The following is a 16,102-nucleotide window of genomic DNA, read 5'->3' on the forward strand; positions in this document are numbered from 1 at the left end:
TTAACTGCCTCAGGAGCCCACATGCGCCTCATCGGGAAACTCGTTGCTACTTTGCTCGTCCTCATCCTGCTGGGCTCGACGGTCTTCCTGACCATGATGCATACCCGCTTTGCCACCCCGATGACGGTTCGGCTGTTCAATACCGTCAGCCCGTATCAGCTGGAGGCTGAGCAGGTGGTCTACGACATCGAGGAACCGTGGCGCCTGTCCCTGAACCAGTTACGTCTGCAGCCTCGTGCGGCGGATACGCCCTCTGAGCCGCAGACTCCATTTACCGCAAACCAGCTGACCCTGTGGCTGAGCCCGTCCAGCCTGCTGGCCGGGCACTGGCATTTTGACACCATTCTGTTAGACGGCCTGAACCTGAGCGCCGACAGCGCGTCGCTGCCAGTGCCTGCCGAGCTATCGAGCCAGCGACTAGCCCTGAGCAATCTGACCTGGCACAGCGCCGATATCACGCTGTCAGAAGGTGAGATCCAGCTTGATAACTGGCATTTCCGCGCCTCAGATCCCCGCCCGTTCTGGCAGCAGTTTACGGGCAACTTCCAAATTGCGGCCCGTACTCTGCGCTGGCAGCAGTTCCCGGTGGAAAAGCTGCTGCTCGACGGCAACTACACCGCACCAGCCCTGACCCTGTACGGGTTTTCCTTTGACTGGCAGCACGCCGGTGTGAATGGCCAGCTGGAACTGGATACCCGCGTAAAGGCACTTCAGCTGCACCAGTTAACCGTGAGCGATCTACAACTCCAGCAAGGCGATGAACTCGCCGCCTTGCAGACATGGCTGCACCACTGGACGCAGGCTGGCGGGACAACAACACTTGGCCGTCTCGACATGCTCGACATTAGCCTCGAATTACCCTCATTGGCCCTTAACCATGCCAGCCTGTCGCTGGAAAACTGGCATTGGCCGCAAAGTGCCTACCAACAACCGGAGGCCTGGCTGTCATTCAGTGCAGAAAGCGGCAGCTGGCAGGCGCTCACCTTTACTGACCCGTTGCTGGAGCTGGCTTTTACTCCGGCCCAAGTCACCATCAAAGGCGCCTCGGTCAACGCGCTGGAAGGCTATGGCCGAGCCGCTGGCATCCTGACCCCAGAGAGCCTTCAGCTTGACAGCTTAGTCTTGAAGGGACTCAAAGTGTTCCTGCCACCGCACTGGCAGCAAACTGCCCGCACCGCCTTTGCCCACTGGCCGACCATTCGTATCGATAGCCTGGATATCGGCTACAGCCAGCTCGTGGATACGGCACCCGCTTCCCCCTGGCACCTGACCGGGCTTAACCTCAAAGGACAGGATCTGCTGCTGCGCCGGGATAACCAACCGGGTCTGTGGCAAGGTAGCCTGACCGCCGGTGCTGGCGCGGCCAGTTTCAACACGATTAGCCTGACCGGGCCTTATCTGGCAATGGAATCTGAACAGGGCCAATGGCAACTGAGCGAAGCCACCCTGCCATTCGCCGATGGCCTGCTCAACGCAAAGGGAACAATCGACCTGAATACCGCCGGGCGCCCGTGGTCGCTGCAGTGGCAGGGTGACAGCCTGCCCGCCGCCCTGCTGGCGCAATGGCTTCAGTTGCCGCTGCCGGTAAAAGGAAAACTCGATACACAAGGACAACTGAAAGGGCTGGCCGCCAATCGCCTCAGTTTGGCCCATAGCCTCGACGGCAACCTCACGGCGAGCCTGCGTGAAGGCACCCTGAGCCAGCCTGCCGCTCAACTGTGGCAGCACTGGCAACAAACCGGGCAGCCAATAGTAACCGAACCGACGGTTCTCAGCGCCGCACCGGCTCAGGCGATCACGACCACTGAAACAGCCGCCGACAAGCCTGCTGTTGCCACGATAACGACCAACACGACTCCCGCAAAAGCACCAGCCGCCAGCGTGACCATTACTCCGCTGGCTATCACCAGCGATCGGGGACGCATCACCGTCGCACCGATGTCATTGCACAGTGGGCCGTTACAGGCAGGACTGGAAGGGAAATGGGATATGGCGGATCCGGCAGCGCAACAGCTGGAATGGCAGGCCAGCTACCCGTGTCGGCAGCCAGACAGTGAAAACCGGTCGGCCAGTACCGGCTCACGTCAACAGTTAGTACAACGGTGGCAGGGGGATCAGCACACGGTGTTGTTGTCGCCTTGCGAAGGAAACAACATATAGGTACCGGTGAAGGTGGCGGCTAACGTCTCACCGCTGTAGACCTGCACCTGCACCACTGCCCGGCCTTTCCGGCGTTTGGCCAGTCGGTCCACATCGCCCTTGAGATCTTCAACCGTGACCACGGCTTTAGGCCGCTCGGTCACCGGATGCTGATAACGGATGTGGCTGTCAGCCAGAATAATGTCGGCGGGCAGCTTGCGCTCTTTCAGCAGCATCCACACAAATCCCCACCCGGCCAGCGTCGCCATGGTAAAGATACTGCCGGCGAACATACTGGCTTTGGGATTGAGGTTGGCATTGATGCGGGCACTGACCTCGAAGCGATACCCCGTGTACTGGCTGATCCGCACCCCCATTTTTTCACTGATGGGAATTTGGGACTGCCACAGCTCCTGCAGCTCCTGACACCAGTCCGGATGGCGCACGAATTCCGTCAGTGGATCCAGGTGCTTAAGCATCTGCTGGTGCCGAACCGGGCCGCGCTCTTCACTCAGTTCGCCCTGGCTGGTAAAACCGTTGCGCAGATAAAAAGGGATCGCGTCTTCGCGCGAGTTACAGACCAGGCGCTTGGCCCCTTCCTGCCGGGCCAACGATTCCAGCGCCATCAGCACTATCGCCCCCATCCCCTGGTGCCGGTAATCGGGATGCACCGCCATATAACGGATCTGACCTTCATTGTCAGGTGTCATGTACAAACGGCCAATCGCAATCGCTTCACCATCGTCACTGACAATCATCCGATGAATACTCAGTTCATCATAAGCATCACGCTCCGAGCCAACCGGCATATGCCAGGGCTCACGCAGCATCCGCCAACGGAAGTCATAGTATTGCGCCAGTTCTGCGTCTGTTGCCGGGGTGATCAATCGAAACATGAAATCCTTCTCCACTGTTCAGGGGGCCTGCAGCCCCCATCCATAATTATACCTGCAACCAGAAAGTGACCGGTCCGTCATTGAGCAGCGCGACTTTCATGTCCGCAGCAAAAATACCGGTTTCTGTCTGAATATCCTTATCCTTACAGCAGGTGACAAAGTAATCATACAGCCGTTCGGCTTCCGATGGTGTCGCACCAGCAGAAAAACTTGGCCGCATCCCACTTTTGGTATCGGCTGCCAGCGTAAATTGCGACACCACCAAGACACTACCACCGGCTTGTTGCACATTGAGGTTCATTTTTCCGGCATCGTCTTCAAAGACACGATACCCCAGCACTTTGTCGCGCAGGCGCTGGGCTTTGGCTTCGTCATCGCCTTTCTCGACACCCAGCAATACCAGCAGTCCCTTACCAATCGCGCCGGTTACCTTACCATCCACCGTTACGCTGGCTTCGCTGACTCGTTGAATAAGTGCAATCATTACTCTTTCCTTTCTACCTCTTTGTGTTCACTTTCTGTGGCCTGTCCGCTTTCCTGCACGGCCATTTCTTCGGCGGTCGGCACCGTTTCATCACGGGATTTGTCGATCGGGTGCCAGTACTGCCGCTCGCCAAGGCTGGCGGTGATCTCCGCGCCAAACAACACAATACACCAGCACAGATACACCCACACAAACAAAATCGGCACCACAGCCAGTGCACCGTAAATCACCTGGTACGACGGGAAGTTGGTGATGTACAGGGCAAACCCTTTCTTGCTCAGCTCAAACAGCACACTGGCCGTCACGGCACCAATCACGGCATGGCTGAGACGCACCTTGGTATTGGGTACCAGCAGGTACAGGCCAAGGAAGGCGGCACTGGACATCAACACAGGCAGGCCGCGCAGGCTGCGCTGCAACAGGCCATTGACGGCATCACTGTTTAGCAGGTTCAGCGATCCCAGATAAGAGCTGACCGCAATACTGGACCCGACCAGAATCGGCCCCAGCGTCAGAACCATCCAGTAGATCGAGAACGAAATTACTGGACGGCGCTTTTCCGTCACCCGCCAGATATAGTTAAGCGACTTGTCGATGGTGGAAATCAGCATCATCGCCACCACAAACAGTGCCCCGATACCTACGGCCGTCATCTTACCGGCATTGGCCACAAACTCGTTGAGGTACTCTTTGAGGATTTCCCCGGCAGCCGGAACGAAGTTTTCAATCACGAAGTTCTGCAGCATGTCGCCCAACCCGGCAAACACCGGAAAGGATGACAATGCGGACAGCACCACAGTGATCAGTGGCACTAATGACAGCAGGGTCACATACGCCATAGAGCCTGCGGTCACCGTCAGGCGATCGTGCCCGACACGTTGATGAAGATAACGGATATAGGCCCACGTCGTGCGCAGTTGCTGCTGCCAATCGTGCTTGCCAGTTGTCTTTTTGTCAGCCATAGTCATGTCACTAATTTTCTTGTTTGTTTTTAAAATATTCGAAGATTCAATAGATTCTAGGACAACCGGAGACCAATATGCCCTATTTGCTTGCCATCCTGCTAGCGCTGACCACCCTGACAGGGTGTCAAAGCGCTTATTATTCAGCCATGGAAAAAGTCGGGATCCACAAACGCGACATCATGGTAGACCGGGTGGAAGAGGCCAATGAAGCACAAGCCGATGCCCAGGAAAAATTCACCGATGCCCTGACCGCCCTTAAAGCCCTGAACCAGTTTGATGGCGGTGAGTTGGAGCGCGTGTACAACTCCATTAATGATGAGTATCTGGCCAGCCAGAAAGCGGCAGAGAAAGTCAGCGATCGCATCGCGGCCATTGAAGACGTCGCCGATGCGCTGTTCGACGAATGGGAAGACGAACTGACGCTCTATACCAGCGCAACCCTGCGCCGGGACAGCGAACGCAAGCTGCGCAGCACCCAGGCTTCCTACAAACGCATGCTTGGTGCAATGCACCGCGCAGAGCAGAAAATGACGCCGGTACTCAACACGTTGCGTGATAATACCCTATATCTTAAGCATAATCTTAATGCCGCGGCGATTGGTTCACTACAGGGCGAATTTAATACCCTGCAGCGCGATATTCAGCGGGCCATTACCGACATGGAAGCCGCCATCAGCGAGTCAGAGCGTTTTATCGCACAGCTGAAAAAAGCCTAACCGGCTACTCGCCGATTTGCCCATCCCGCAGCCGGGCCAATACCCAGTTGGCCCGCGCTTCCACGGTCCCCCAAGGCACCTCTGCCACTGCGTAACCCAACGCCTGATAGGTCGTCACCAGCTCGCGGTGAATCGCCTGAGCTTCAGCGAAGTTATGGGGACGCTCATCATCCTGCACATAAATCGACGCTTCCGGCGCGCAGAAAAACACAGTGGAATGATAGCCTTTGGCCGCCGCCAGATAATTCGCCGTCACCGGCACACCGCCGACTTTCAGGTAAGCACAAATATCCCCAATCGCCCGATCCACAAACGCCGGCATCGTACTGCACGCCGCCTGCTCACGCTGGCTGCTCATGCGATCCAGGCACAGCGCAGCAAAACCCGGTAAATCGGTCCAAGGCAGAATGCCGTCGTCACGGGCTGATTCTTCCCGGATCAGGGCGCGGGACACTTCCGGGTACGTCAGGTAGCCCCGTTGGGCCAGCGCCTGCAGCAGTGTGGTTTTGCCGGCACCAGGGCCGCCGGTGATGATTATCGGTTGCATAGGTCAGTTTTCCATTTACCTGGCCAGATAAAACAATCCCCCCATGCTTGCGCGATGGAGGGATTGATTCAGTACATGCGGTTAGCGATTATTTCGCTGAACGGCTTGCACGCTTACGATCGGTTTCCGTCAGCAGTTTCTTACGGATACGGATGCTTTCTGGCGTTACTTCTACCAGCTCGTCATCATCGATGAACTCAAGCGCCTGCTCCAGAGTGAACTTGATCGCCGGAGTCAGAACCTGTGCTTCATCCGTACCAGAAGCACGAACGTTAGTCAGCTGCTTACCTTTCAGACAGTTTACTGTCAGGTCGTTTGAACGGTTGTGAATACCGATGATCTGACCTTCGTACACTTCATCTGCGTGCTCAGCAAACAGACGGCCACGCTCCTGCAGGTTGAACAGTGCGTAAGTCAGGGCTTTACCGGTTGCGTTAGAAATCAGTACGCCGTTCACACGCTGGCCGATTTCGCCACCTTTGTGCGGACCGTAGTGATCAAACGTGTGGTACAGCAGGCCAGAACCTGAAGTCAGGGTCATGAACTCTGTCTGGAAGCCAATCAGGCCACGAGAAGGCATCATGAAGTCCATACGTACACGGCCTTTGCCGTCCGGTGCCATATCAGTCAGCTCACCTTTACGCAGACCGATGTTTTCCATGATGCCGCCCTGGTGCTCTTCCATCACGTCGATAGTCACCGTTTCATACGGTTCCATCAGCTGACCATCTTCTTCTTTCAGGATTACTTCCGGACGAGATACTGCCAGCTCAAAGCCTTCACGACGCATGTTTTCGATCAGGATAGACAGGTGCAGCTCACCACGGCCTGATACGCGGAACTTGTCCGGGTCATCCGTTTCTTCTACACGCAGAGCAACGTTGTGAACCAGTTCTTTCTGCAGACGCTCAAGAATGTTACGTGACGTTACGAACTTACCTTCTTTACCCGCAAACGGAGAGGTGTTTACCTGGAAGGTCATAGTAACTGTTGGCTCGTCAACAGACAGAGCTGGCAGCGCTTCAACAGCATTCACGTCACAGATAGTGTCAGAGATTTTCAGCTCGCCCAGACCTGTGATTGCGATGATGTCACCCGCTGTCGCCTGCGCAACATCGTGACGCTCCAGACCCAGGTAACCCAGTACTGTACCAACTTTACCGTTACGCTTAGTGCCGTCAGCACCCACAACGGTAACTTGCTGGTTTGGCTTCACCGAACCACGCGTAACACGGCCAACACCGATAACACCCACGTATGAGCTGTAATCCAGCTGAGAAATTTGCATCTGCAGCGAACCATCAACGTCAACGTTTGGCGCAGCAACGTTATCTACGATAGCCTGGAACAGAGGTTCCATGTTCTCGCCAGTTTCGCCTTCTTCCAGTGTTGCCCAGCCGTTCAGAGCCGATGCGTACACTACACGGAAATCCAGCTGCTCGTCAGTCGCACCCAGGTTGTCGAACAGGTCAAATACCTGATCCATAACCCAATCAGGACGTGCGCCCGGACGGTCAATTTTGTTGATTACCACGATTGGCTTCAGGCCGTGAGCAAACGCTTTTTGCGTTACGAAACGCGTCTGTGGCATCGGACCGTCAACGGCATCAACGATCAGCAGTACTGAGTCAACCATCGACATGATACGTTCAACTTCACCACCGAAGTCGGCGTGTCCCGGAGTATCAACGATGTTGATGCGGTAATCGTTCCAGTTGATCGCTGTGTTCTTAGCCAGAATGGTAATACCACGCTCTTTTTCGATGTCGTTGGAATCCATTACGCGTTCTTCTACTTCACCGCGAGACTCTAACGTGCCAGATTGCTGAAGCAATTTGTCAACCAGAGTCGTTTTACCGTGGTCAACGTGCGCAATGATTGCGATATTTCTTAATTTATCGATCTGTGGATTTGACATGTGTTTTACATTCACTCAGAACATGCAGCGACCGGACGGTTGCCACGTGGTTAAAAAAACGGCTCATAATCTAACAGATTTTACGTCAAAACCCACCTATTATGTGATTTATATCACCGGCTTTTTTGCGCTCAAGCGCACCATGCCCCCGTATCCCCCGCCGTTTGGGCGATTTAAGCTGAATAATGGCAGCGACTTCCGGCCGTTCCCCTCTTTATTTGACGTTTCCATGAAACCGACCACTTTTTCCTGAAACTCCCGCCAGCAGCAATTGACAATATGCGACCATGGACTAATAGTAATGGCGCGCACCAGGAAAGACGGGACTTGTCACCAATCGCACCACAATGGTGCACAGCATCACCAAGTTGGTGCATCAGAAGTGCGCATTTGCCCTTTTACTCACGCTAATGCGCTGTTTTGGGGCTTTTAAAAGTTGGCACGGTTCTCGCTTAATAGATTTTAGCTGAGCAATGCATGCTCATTACCTATTTTGTGGCCCGTTGCCCAATCTAACACCGGAGGTTACTCAAGATGTCAGTTGAAAACGTACTCGCGCTGATCCAGGAAAACGAAGTCAAGTTTGTTGACCTACGCTTTACCGATACCAAAGGTAAAGAGCAGCATATCTCTATCCCAGCTCACCAGATTGATGCCGACTTCTTTGAAGAAGGTAAAATGTTCGACGGTTCTTCTGTTGCTGGCTGGAAAGGCATCAACGAATCAGACATGGTAATGATGCCAGACGCATCATCAGCAGTACTGGACCCGTTCACAGAAGATGCCACTCTGAACATTCGTTGTGACATCCTGGAACCTGCGACTATGCAGGGCTACGATCGCGACCCACGTTCTATCGCTAAACGCGCAGAAGACTACATGCGCTCAACTGGCATCGCTGACACTGTATTGGTTGGTCCAGAACCAGAATTCTTCCTGTTCGATGACGTGAAATTCTCGACCGATATGTCTGGTTCTTTCTTCAAGATTGACGACATCGAAGCGGCATGGAACACAGGTTCTGACATCGAAGGCGGTAACAAAGGTCACCGTCCAGGCGTGAAAGGCGGTTACTTCCCAGTGGCGCCGGTTGATTCTTCTCAGGATATCCGTTCAGCCATGTGTCTGATCATGGAAGAGATGGGCCTGGTTGTTGAAGCACACCACCACGAAGTCGCGACTGCAGGTCAGAACGAGATCGCCACGCGCTTCAACACGCTGACAACCAAAGCGGACGAAATCCAGATCTACAAATACGTTGTACACAACGTCGCACACGCTTTCGGCAAAACCGCGACCTTCATGCCTAAACCACTGGTGGGCGACAACGGTTCTGGTATGCACGTACACCAATCTCTGGCGAAAGACGGTCAGAACCTGTTTGCGGGCGACAAATACGGCGGCCTGTCTGAAATGGCTCTGTACTACATCGGCGGTATCATCAAGCACGCACGTGCACTGAACGCACTGACTAACCCGTCGACCAACTCGTACAAGCGTCTGGTTCCTCACTACGAAGCACCAGTAATGCTGGCTTACTCAGCGCGTAACCGTTCTGCTTCTATCCGTATCCCTGTGGTACCAAGCCCGAAAGCGCGTCGTATCGAAGTGCGCTTCCCAGATCCAGCAGCAAACCCATACCTGGCGTTTGCAGCCATGCTGATGGCGGGTCTTGACGGTATCCGGAACAAGATCCACCCAGGGGAAGCGATGGATAAAGACCTGTACGATCTGCCAGCTGAAGAAGCAGCAGAGATTCCAAAGGTTGCAGAATCACTACAACAAGCGCTTCAGTGCCTAGACGAAGATCGTGAGTTCCTGACCGCTGGCGGCGTGTTCTCTGATGACTTCATTGATTCTTACATCGCTCTGAAAACTCAGGACGTGCAGAAGATCAACATGGCGACGCACCCACTGGAATTCGAACTGTACTACTCTGTATAAGAAATTCGCAGTGTAATCACAGCGTTACTTTTAGGCCGGCTTCACAAGCCGGCCTTTTTACACTTGCCGTTGGTCAGACCGGGTCCAACAATGGAGATATGTCCACGACGACCTTCACCGGTGCTGCTATGAAACCCACGACCCTGCTGCTTTTCAGCCTGCTTGCCGCCCCGGCATGGGCTCAGTCGACACTGTATACCTGGGAAGATGCCGATGGCGTCGTCCATTTCAGCGATCAACCCCGTCCCGGAGCCAAACCGCTGGCACTCAAAGCCCCGGAAGTCGAGCCCCCGGCCGCTGAGCCCGACACCATACTGGATACCACGTCTGAGGTGAGTCCGTCCGACAGCATCTCTGACCCCAGCGTAACCGACGCGGATCCGGCCAGCCCCAGCGATGATGCCCTGGCCCAGCCTATCATCAGCATGCTGACACCGGCCCACCAGCAGACGATCCGTGACAACAGTGGCACCATTACAGTGACCGCCACCAGTAATCGCAAACTCAATAAAGGTCATACTGCCCACCTGCGGCTGGATGGCAAGGTCATCGGTCGCGCTCAGACAGATCTGGACTGGCAGCTCACCAATATTGATCGCGGCAAGCACACGCTTCAAGTCGAACTCTTAAAATACGGCAAGGTTATTGCATCTTCAGAGACAGTCACTGTCTTTCTGCACCGTGCCAGCGTCCTGCAGCGAACCCAGCCCCAGCCAGTGCCCAAGTAACAGGCAAGGCTGAATTTTTCGTTCACGTTACCAGACAGACAGGCTACACTTGATTGCACCAAGTTGGTGCATCGCCAGTTCCATGCACCATGATGAGAATATGGACAAGGATGGTAATTGTGACGGACGAATTTTCTCCCCTGATTCTGGACAATCTGGTTACCGCAGTCGTACTGCTTGATGAAACCCTGACGATTCGTTACGTCAATCCGGCGGCGGAGCAGCTGCTGTCGTTCAGTAAACGGCGGCTCGATAACACCCGCTTTCCGGATTTGCTGCAACATACCTCGCTCGACCTGAGTCTGGTTCAAGCCACCCTGCAAAGCGGTCAGGGGCTGGCAGACAGTGAAGTCACCTTTGTGATCGACAGCCGCCATCATACCCTGGAGCTGAGTGCCAGCCCGCTATCCTGGCAGCGGGAGCTGCTGATCCTGCTCGAGCTCAAACCGATTGACCAGCAACGCCGGATCAGTCAGGAGCTGAGCCAGCATGCCCAGCAACAGGCAGCCAAAGAGCTGGTACGCGGCCTTGCCCACGAGATCAAAAACCCGCTGGGCGGCCTGCGCGGCGCGGCGCAGCTGCTGGAAAAAACCCTCCCGGACCCGAGCTACACCGAGTACACCCAGATGATTATCGAGCAGGCCGACCGCCTGCGGAATCTGGTCGACCGCCTGCTTGGCCCGCAGCGGCCCGGTGTCCGCCACGAAGACAATATCCACGTTGTGCTGGAAAAAGTCCGCCAGCTGGTCAGCGTCGACTGCGGTGACAATATCTACCTGCACCGGGACTACGATCCCAGCCTGCCACCGTTTGACATGGACCCCGAACAGCTGGAGCAGGCCATTCTCAATATTGTCAGCAATGCCGCCCAGGTGCTGCAGCAGCACGGCGGCGGCAACATCACCCTGAAAACCCGGACCGCCCACCAGACGCTGATCCATGGCCGCCGCTACCGGGTTGCCGCCAAGATAGACATCATTGATGACGGCCCGGGGATCCCGAGTGATATTCAGGACACCCTGTTCTACCCCATGGTGACCGGCCGTGAAGGCGGCACCGGATTAGGACTGTCGATCGCCCAGAATCTGATCGACCAGCATCACGGCAAGATTGAAGTGGTGAGCTGGCCCGGCCATACCAAGTTCACCCTGTATTTACCGATTAAGTCATAAAGCGGGCAACCGACCCGCCGAACAACAAGAGGATTCACTATGAGCAAAGGACTAATCTGGGTCGTCGATGACGACAGTTCGATCCGCTGGGTACTGGAACGCACCCTGAATGCCGCCGGACTGAAGTGTGAAACCTTTGCCGATGCCGACAGTGTCATGGACGCCCTGGAACGCAGCGTCCCGGATGTTCTGGTCTCGGATATCCGGATGCCGGGCACTGACGGCCTGACCCTGCTGCGCAACTTGCAGGTAGATTATCCGACCTTGCCAGTCATCATCATGACCGCCCACTCGGACCTGGATGCCGCCGTCAATGCCTATCAGGAAGGCGCCTTTGAGTACCTGCCTAAGCCGTTTGATATTGACGAGGCAGTCAGCCTGGTTGAGCGTGCCGTCACCCACAGCCAAGAGCAAAAACGCCAGCAAGCGCCGGTGTCTCTGGAAAAAAATGCCCCGGAGATCATTGGCGAAGCACCGGCCATGCAGGAAGTGTTTCGCGCCATTGGCCGGCTGTCACGCTCTTCCATTTCCGTCCTGATCAACGGTGAATCGGGGACCGGTAAAGAGCTGGTTGCCCATGCCCTGCACCGCCACAGCCCACGCAGCCACAAAGAGTTTATCGCCCTGAACATGGCGGCCATCCCGAAAGATCTGATTGAATCGGAGCTGTTCGGTCATGAAAAAGGAGCCTTCACCGGCGCCAACAACATTCGCCAAGGGCGCTTCGAACAGGCCAATGGCGGTACCCTGTTTCTGGATGAAATCGGGGACATGCCGCTGGATATTCAGACCCGGCTGCTGCGGGTGCTGGCCGATGGCCAGTTTTACCGGGTGGGCGGGCATTCGCCCATCAATGTGGATGTCCGCATCATTGCCGCGACCCACCAGAACCTTGAACGGCTGGTTGCCAAGGGTGATTTCCGGGAAGATCTGTTTCACCGCCTCAATGTGATTCGGGTGCACCTGCCGGCACTCAAAGACCGCCGCCAGGACATCCCTCAGCTGGCCCGCCATTTCCTGAAACGGGCATCTGACGAGCTCGGGGTCGAAGTCAAAACCCTGCATCCGAAAACCGAAGACGCGCTCACCACTCTCGACTGGCCGGGTAACGTTCGCCAGCTGGAAAATACCTGCCGCTGGCTCACCGTAATGGCAAGCGGTTCGGAAATCCTACCGGCCGATTTACCCCCGGAGCTGACCACCTCCACCCGTAGCCAGGACGAAGACAGTACCGATCCACACTGGCATCATGCGCTGGAAAAATGGGCTACCGAGAACCTGCGTCTGGGCAACCAGAACCTGCTCGGCGAAGCTCTGCCGGAGTTTGAGAAAATTCTGCTGGAAGCCGCGCTGGAGCATACCCACGGGCACAAGCAGGAAGCCGCCCGGCTGCTGGGTTGGGGGCGCAATACCCTGACCCGCAAACTCAAGGAGCTCAACATTGCCAGCGACTGAGTGATCGCCGCCCAGCCCCGGTTGCTCCGGGGCCGGGCACAAGGCACAAGGCACAAGGAACAAGGAACAAGGAACAAGGCACCGCAACCCATCACAACCACTACCTTGACCACAAGCAGCCAACTCCCATACCGATCAACAGCCCGGGTAAGCGTGCCCGCCCATTCTTCCCGGCCCGGTGGATTCCAGGGCTAACTATAATGAATGTCATAGTCGACTTGCGTATACTGACGCTTTTCTTGGGATATCGATAACTATGATTAGCAACCACCTGCCGTTAACTGACCTTCACCGCCATCTCGATGGCAACATCCGCATTCAGACCATTCTGGATCTGGGCCAGAAATTCAACATGGCTCTGCCGGCCACAGATATCGAATCCCTGCGTCCCCACGTCCAGATCGTGGAAGCCGAGCCGTCACTGGTCGCGTTCCTGTCAAAGCTGGACTGGGGCGTTGCCGTGCTGGGCGATTTGGATGCCTGCCGCCGCGTGGCTTACGAAAACGTTGAAGATGCGCTGAACGCCCAGATTGACTACGCGGAACTGCGTTTTTCGCCGTATTACATGGCGATGAAACACAACCTGCCGGTTGCTGGTGTGGTGGAAGCCGTGGTGGACGGGGTACAGGCCGGATGCCGGGACTTCGGTATTCAAGCGAACCTGATCGGTATCATGAGCCGCACTTTCGGGACAGCTGCCTGCCAGCAGGAGCTGGATGCGCTGCTGACCCAGAAAAATCATCTGGTCGCGATTGACCTGGCCGGTGACGAGCTGGGCCAGCCGGGCGTACAGTTCGTCAACCACTTCAAGCAAGTGCGTGATGCCGGACTGCGAGTCACCGTTCATGCTGGTGAAGCCGCGGGGCCGGAAAGCATGTGGCAGGCCATTCAGGAACTGGGCGCAGTGCGTATCGGCCACGGCGTAAAAGCGATTGAAGATCCTGCCCTGATGGACTATCTGGCAGAGCACCGCATCGGCATCGAGTCGTGCCTGACGTCGAACATTCAGACCAGCACCGTTGCTTCGCTGGCTTCTCACCCGGTTAAGCAGTTTCTGGATCACGGTATTCTGGCGTGTCTGAATACCGATGACCCGGCGGTCGAAGGCATTGAACTGCCTTACGAATACGAAGTCGCCGCGCCTCAGGCGGGTCTGACCGAAGCACAAATTCGCCAGGCACAGATCAACGGCCTGGAGCTGGCATTCCTGTCAGACAGTGACAAGCAGGCACTGCGAGACAAAGCAGCACAGCGCTAAGTCGCCAGCTTCATCCTCACCTCATCCCCTGCTCCCGCTCAGGCGGGAGCAGGATTTCATCCGGCCCGTAAATTATCAATTATTTTACCAATAGTGTTCACTTTTTGAACTAACCCCATTCCATCACCGGGGTTTTTGCGTAAAATACCCCCAACTTCAGGCTGGCCCTGCCAGCAGGCACTGAAGGTACAAACCTGAATCGGGTCATGGGTTGGAATTACCCTGCACTCAACAACCAACAAGAAACAACAGTGGGAACCCCACCATGCTGGAAAGTCTGTTTTCAATCAGCGTGGCAATGCCTGCCGTCAGCGAACTTGTGGCCGCCGGCCCGGGTCACTTTGCTGCCGGTGTACTGGCACTGATTGCCGCGGTGAACATGCTAAATGGTTAACCGTGATGGCCAGCCATAAAAAAGCCCCGCGCCGTTAAGGACGCGGGGCTTTTGCCTTCCCAGGGATTAGATAACCCGGGAAAACTGTTGCTGACGGGCCCGATCGCGCAGGTATTTGTCGAAACACATGCAAATGTTGCGGATCAGCAGACGACCTTTGGGAGCCACCCGGATACTGCCGTCATCCACGGTGACAAGTTCATCATTAATAAATGTTTTGAGCAGCGCCAGATCTTCGGCAAAGTACGTGTCAAATGCCACGCCGTACTGCGCCTCAATCGCGGCCTTATCCAGCTGGAAGTTACAAATCAGGGACTTAATCACTTCCCGGCGCACCAGGTCATCACTGTCGAGCGACACCCCTTTCCACAACGCTTCACGCTGTTCGCCCACGCTGGCATAGTATTTTTTCAGCTCTTTCTGGTTCTGGGCATAACAGTCGCCAATCATGGATATGGCGGATACCCCGAGGCCCAGCAGGTCACAATCCCCCTGAGTGGTGTAACCCTGAAAGTTGCGGTGCAGCACGCCCTGGCGCTGGGCCACGGCCAGCTCATCGTCCGGCAGAGCAAAATGATCCATCCCGATAAACTGGTAACCGGCACCGGTCAGCATAGCAATAGTGTCCTGCAAAATGGTCAACTTCTCGTTGGCCTGCGGCAGATCCTCATCTTTGATTTTCCGCTGCGCCGCAAACAAGGTCGGCATATGGGCGTAGTTAAAGACTGACAGACGGCCCGGACGCATGGTCAGCACCTGCGCCAAAGTGTCCGCAAAGCCACTACGGGTCTGCTTCGGCAAACCGTAAATCAGATCCAGGTTGGTGGAACGGAATCCCAGTTCACGGGCCCGCTCAACCAGTGCAAAGATGAAGGTTTCATCCTGCTCGCGGTTCACCAGTTTCTGAACTTCTTTGTTGAAATCCTGCACCCCGATACTCAGACGGTTGAACCCTTCTGCCCTGAGGTGATCCAGCATATCCAGCTCAATTTCCCGCGGATCGATTTCGATGCTGATCTCGGCATCCGGGGCAAACCGAAATTGCTCACGCAGCAAGCCCATCAGTCGGCTGATCTGTGGTTTGGTCAGGAACGTTGGCGTGCCGCCTCCCCAGTGCAGCTGACTGACATCGCGATCGCCCAGCAGGCTGGCACGCTGGCGGATTTCCTGCTCCAGCGCATCCAGGTACTGATCCGCTTTATGCTGGTGACGGGTAATGATCTTATTACAGCCGCAGTAGTAACAAAGTTTGTGACAAAAAGGGATGTGCACATACAGCGACAGCTTGCGATCCGGATAGCGAGCGCAGGCCATATCAAATTCAGCCGACGTAAAGGCTTCGTGAAACTCCAGGGCGGTTGGGTATGAGGTATAGCGCGGGCCCGAGTAGTTGTACTTTTCGATAAGGGCCTGATCCCAGATTATCTGTTCATTTGACATGACATACTTCCACTAAGATTGGGGATATTGCGATGGCCCAAGTGTG

General features: G+C 55.6%; 14 protein-coding genes. 8 read left to right on the top strand and 6 right to left on the bottom strand.

The window, feature by feature from the left end; genetic code table 11:
- Positions 1-21 precede the first annotated feature (21 nt).
- Positions 22-2,160, top strand: a complete 2,139-nt coding sequence (locus FH974_RS15285) for an AsmA family protein (protein WP_207103399.1) — start codon at positions 22-24, stop codon at positions 2,158-2,160.
- Here FH974_RS15285 and FH974_RS15290 read toward each other — a convergent pair.
- Genes FH974_RS15290 through FH974_RS15300 form a run of 3 tightly spaced genes read right to left on the bottom strand, consistent with a single transcriptional unit; the run spans position 2,115 to position 4,481 of the window.
- Positions 2,115-3,035, bottom strand: coding sequence for a bifunctional GNAT family N-acetyltransferase/hotdog fold thioesterase (locus tag FH974_RS15290; protein ID WP_047887089.1), 921 nt, complete (start codon positions 3,033-3,035; stop codon positions 2,115-2,117). The two genes, FH974_RS15285 and FH974_RS15290, sit on opposite strands and share 46 nt — an antisense overlap.
- Before the next feature lie 46 nt (positions 3,036-3,081).
- Complete coding sequence (dtd, locus tag FH974_RS15295) at positions 3,082-3,519, bottom strand: D-aminoacyl-tRNA deacylase (RefSeq protein WP_047887088.1); 438 nt, start codon at positions 3,517-3,519, stop codon at positions 3,082-3,084.
- A complete protein-coding gene (locus FH974_RS15300; protein WP_047887121.1) occupies positions 3,519-4,481 on the bottom strand; it encodes a virulence factor BrkB family protein in 963 nt (320 codons plus the stop codon). The genes dtd and FH974_RS15300 overlap by 1 nt, the downstream gene beginning before the upstream one ends.
- Positions 4,482-4,558: 77 nt before the next feature.
- Between FH974_RS15300 and FH974_RS15305 the strand changes: the two genes are divergently transcribed.
- Positions 4,559-5,200 (top strand): DUF2959 domain-containing protein, encoded by a 642-nt coding sequence (locus tag FH974_RS15305; protein WP_207103400.1) that lies wholly within the window; start codon positions 4,559-4,561, stop codon positions 5,198-5,200.
- 4 nt (positions 5,201-5,204) lie between these two features.
- Here FH974_RS15305 and FH974_RS15310 read toward each other — a convergent pair whose 3' ends face one another.
- Positions 5,205-5,747 carry an AAA family ATPase gene (locus FH974_RS15310; protein WP_207103401.1) on the bottom strand — a complete coding sequence of 181 codons (543 nt, stop codon included), beginning with the start codon at positions 5,745-5,747 and terminating at the stop codon, positions 5,205-5,207.
- A gap of 88 nt (positions 5,748-5,835) precedes the next feature.
- On the bottom strand, positions 5,836-7,665 hold the full coding sequence (gene typA / locus FH974_RS15315) for a translational GTPase TypA (RefSeq protein ID WP_047887085.1): 1,830 nt from the start codon (positions 7,663-7,665) through the stop codon (positions 5,836-5,838).
- A gap of 534 nt (positions 7,666-8,199) precedes the next feature.
- Between typA and glnA the strand changes: the two genes are divergently transcribed.
- The 6 genes from glnA to FH974_RS26345 all read left to right on the top strand — a co-directional run bounded on the left by glnA (position 8,200) and on the right by FH974_RS26345 (position 14,616).
- Positions 8,200-9,609, top strand: coding sequence for a glutamate--ammonia ligase (gene glnA / locus FH974_RS15320; protein WP_047887083.1), 1,410 nt, complete (start codon positions 8,200-8,202; stop codon positions 9,607-9,609).
- 98 nt (positions 9,610-9,707) lie between these two features.
- Complete coding sequence (locus FH974_RS15325) at positions 9,708-10,337, top strand: DUF4124 domain-containing protein (protein ID WP_207103402.1); 630 nt, start codon at positions 9,708-9,710, stop codon at positions 10,335-10,337.
- Between the two features lie 119 nt (positions 10,338-10,456).
- Positions 10,457-11,509, top strand: a complete 1,053-nt coding sequence (glnL, locus tag FH974_RS15330; RefSeq protein ID WP_047887119.1) for a nitrogen regulation protein NR(II) — start codon at positions 10,457-10,459, stop codon at positions 11,507-11,509.
- Positions 11,510-11,548: 39 nt separating this feature from the next.
- Positions 11,549-12,964: a nitrogen regulation protein NR(I) gene (glnG, locus tag FH974_RS15335; protein ID WP_207103403.1), complete on the top strand. Its 1,416-nt coding sequence runs from the start codon at positions 11,549-11,551 to the stop codon at positions 12,962-12,964.
- Between the two features lie 256 nt (positions 12,965-13,220).
- Positions 13,221-14,222: an adenosine deaminase gene (add, locus tag FH974_RS15340; RefSeq protein WP_207103404.1), complete on the top strand. Its 1,002-nt coding sequence runs from the start codon at positions 13,221-13,223 to the stop codon at positions 14,220-14,222.
- 265 nt (positions 14,223-14,487) lie between these two features.
- On the top strand, positions 14,488-14,616 hold the full coding sequence (locus tag FH974_RS26345) for a hypothetical protein (protein WP_273858125.1): 129 nt from the start codon (positions 14,488-14,490) through the stop codon (positions 14,614-14,616).
- A gap of 66 nt (positions 14,617-14,682) precedes the next feature.
- On the opposite strand, the gene hemN is transcribed toward FH974_RS26345, so the two are convergent.
- Positions 14,683-16,056 carry an oxygen-independent coproporphyrinogen III oxidase gene (gene hemN, locus FH974_RS15345; RefSeq protein WP_207103405.1) on the bottom strand — a complete coding sequence of 458 codons (1,374 nt, stop codon included), beginning with the start codon at positions 16,054-16,056 and terminating at the stop codon, positions 14,683-14,685.
- Between the last annotated feature and the right edge of the window lie 46 nt (positions 16,057-16,102).

This window comes from Photobacterium ganghwense, from assembly GCF_017329545.1.
Classification (GTDB): Bacteria; Pseudomonadota; Gammaproteobacteria; order Enterobacterales; family Vibrionaceae; genus Photobacterium; species Photobacterium ganghwense.